Annotated in this window: 2 protein-coding genes and 1 pseudogene; all 3 read left to right on the top strand. The window is 66.4% G+C overall.

Annotated features, from left to right (window positions below):
* Positions 1-102: 102 nt before the first annotated feature.
* Positions 103-600, top strand: a pseudogene (locus WAX14_RS08230) (RES family NAD+ phosphorylase); the annotation flags it as partial.
* Positions 601-838: 238 nt separating this feature from the next.
* A complete protein-coding gene (locus WAX14_RS08225; protein WP_422627599.1) occupies positions 839-1,177 on the top strand; it encodes a hypothetical protein in 339 nt (112 codons plus the stop codon).
* A gap of 410 nt (positions 1,178-1,587) precedes the next feature.
* On the top strand, positions 1,588-2,391 hold the full coding sequence (locus tag WAX14_RS08220) for a DUF4190 domain-containing protein (protein WP_422627598.1): 804 nt from the start codon (positions 1,588-1,590) through the stop codon (positions 2,389-2,391).
* Positions 2,392-2,771: the final 380 nt, after the last annotated feature.

Below are 2,771 nucleotides of genomic sequence, written 5' to 3'. Positions count from 1 at the left end.
CTCCTGCCACCGAGTCGGCCGCTGCACGGGTTCCCGAGCTGTGAGCTCACCGCGGCGCAGCCGCTCCTGCGCGGACACCGGTAGGCGAACGGTCCGTGGTGGTTCTCCTCCGGCGGCGGCGGCCGGTTCGACCTGACACCGCCGCGGGGCACCTGCTACCTCGCGTTCGACGAGCGCACCGCGATCCGGGAGACCGTCGGCGAGGCACTGGCGAGGACGGGGGTGATCAGTGCGGACTTCGCCGCCGACCGGCGGCTGTCGACCCTGGCCGTGCCGCACGACCATCAGCTCGCCGACACCTGCGCGGAGCAGGCCGCGGACTTCGGTCTCACCCGAGAACTGGTGTCCATGACGCCGTACGCGGTGCCGCAGGAGTGGGCGGCATCGTTCGATGCCATCGGCTTCACCGGACTGCGGTATCAGACCCGGTTCACCACCGGGCCGCACCCGAACGCGGTCGGCCTGTTCGGCGACGAGGGCGAGGCCGACTGGCCGACCGATCCGAGCCCCGAGGCGTTCACCGCGGCCGCCCGCCGGTGCGGTTTCACTGTTACCGGCCCGCCGCGGTCGGTGCGGATCGTCTCACCGCCGGTGAGCTGACGGCATCACCCACCGCGGAAACCCGCGCTCTGCCTCTCCGGCAGGTGCGGGTTCTGCCTTTTCGCCTCGTCGTCTTCGCCTCGTCGTCGACGAGCTGACTCGGCGACACATCACTCGCCCCCGCAGAACCCGAACGAGGCAGCCGTGGTCAGTAGTCATCGGATCCGCCCAGCATGCCGATGAGGGCGCTGTCGACCTCCTTGGTGTCTACACCGAGGCATGGAACAACTTCGTCGGCGTGCAAGCACAGTGCAGGGCCGACGATCAGGTGCGCGTGGCCGAATGGGAGCACCAGAGGGCGGAGCAAGCCCGCCGGGCCGAGGAACAGCGTCTGGCCCGTGAGGCGGAGGCGGCGGCCGCTGAGGTGCACCGGCAGCAGCAGGCTCGACTCGATGCGCTACGAGCCGGTCCGGACGGCCGGCTCTACACGGCGGACGACGACTACACGACCTACGGATTCGATGCCGACGGCAATCTGTATTCGGTGCCGACGCCCACGCCCACCTACAGCTCCGGCGGATCGGGCGGTGGCGGTGGCGGCGAGGGTTGGTTCTGTCGGCGCAAATGGTGGTGCTGACGTCGACGACGTCCGTGGTCGCCGCAGGAAGCGTGCGTTTCGTTCCGCTCCGGAACGGTCACCGATCCGACGTCGACACCCGGCACCCACGCCTGCGAAGAGACGTGCCCGATGCCCCGGCACAGCCGGCGGCGGTGTCCCTACCAGCGGTCCGTCGACGTCACCAGGTTCGGCGACACCACCCCGGATCATTCGCGAGACAGGGGCGAGAAGTCATACCGAACTTGGTGACCGTTGCCCCGCGGTGCGGGACTCCGAAGAAGGTGACGGGGGTGCGAGAGGTCAAGGTCGTCGACGAGGTACGGCCACGCAGGTAACGCAGGATGCCCCGGCAGAGATGCCTATTGGACAAAAGGAAACGTCCCGACACGACCACCACGGCAGCTGGCCGGCGTTGCACAGTTCTTGTTGTGCTCGACCAGCAGCTTGGCTCAGTAGTTCGCACCAGTAGTAAGGATGCACCACCGATGTCTGAATTCGATTCGCAGTCGGTACCGAATGCGCTGCCCCCGAGAACGGCCGAGCGTGGCACGACTGCCCCGGCGACTCGGCCGCTGCTGGAAGTGCGGATGTTCTGGATCGGCCTGGGCATTGTCCTGTCCACCGTGGTGACCGTCTTTCTGTCCGTGCTGCTGGATTCGGATGCCGCAGTGGGATGGGCGGTCATCGGTGCCATCGGCGTCGCCATTGCTTTCGGGTCCTTCGCGAACGCGTTCACCACGTACCAAGAAGTGGGGATGCATTGGTGGCATTGGCTTCTCGGAGCTTTCGGCATCAACGTTGTTCTCCGTGTCACGGCGCGGGTGGTCGATGTATCCGGAATCCAGATGCTCGCCGTGATAGTCAGCGTGGCGGGGCTTCTCGCGTTGGTGGTGGGCGCGATCAGTGCAGCTGTGCAGTTGTCGAGGGAGTCGGCAGCAGCACCCGGTGGTCCGCTGGTAGCGCCGCTCGTCGGTTACACCGCCGATGGGCAGCCCGTCTACGGTGCGCCCGCTCGATCGCAGTCCACCAATGCCTGCGCGATCCTGGCGCTCATCTTCGGCATCCTCGGCGGTGTGCTGGGGATCGTATTCGGTCACATCGCACTGAGTCAGATCATTCGAACCGGTGAGAGTGGCAGGGGTCTCGCTATCGCGGGCCTGGTCCTGGGCTACCTGTCCGTGTTGGGCGTCGTTGCGTTTGTGGTTGTTGCCGCACTCTCTGCAGCTGCATGACCGTCGACGGGCTGATCGAGCCTGCCGGATCCACGGACTGCGCAGAAGGTTGCAGAAGAAGGGCAGGCAGGTAGGTAGTAGTTCGGGCTACCGGTAGAGCCTGACCGCGTGCTCATGCAGCTCCGGTGGATACTGCGTTCCCACGGTGACGTCTTCCCTGGTGCGCACGTGCCGTCGGCGCCGGCTGCCTTGACCACTCTGCACATGTATCAAGGAGCGGTGCTGGCCGATCAGTCGGTAACCATCAGATTGGCGGCTCTTCGCACTTGGTAGGGGCGGGTGCCGATCGACCCCGTTGCCGTGTCGGTGATTGAAAAAGGGCCCGCGCCCTTGTGAGCTGGGTGTTCTCAGGCATCCAGGACAGCAAGGAACGCGGGCAT

Source organism: Rhodococcus sp. (in: high G+C Gram-positive bacteria) (genome assembly GCF_049299235.1).
Classification (GTDB): domain Bacteria; phylum Actinomycetota; class Actinomycetes; order Mycobacteriales; family Mycobacteriaceae; genus Rhodococcus.
The sequence above is the reverse complement of the archived record's forward strand: the minus strand, read 5'-3'. Positions and strand labels throughout refer to the sequence as shown.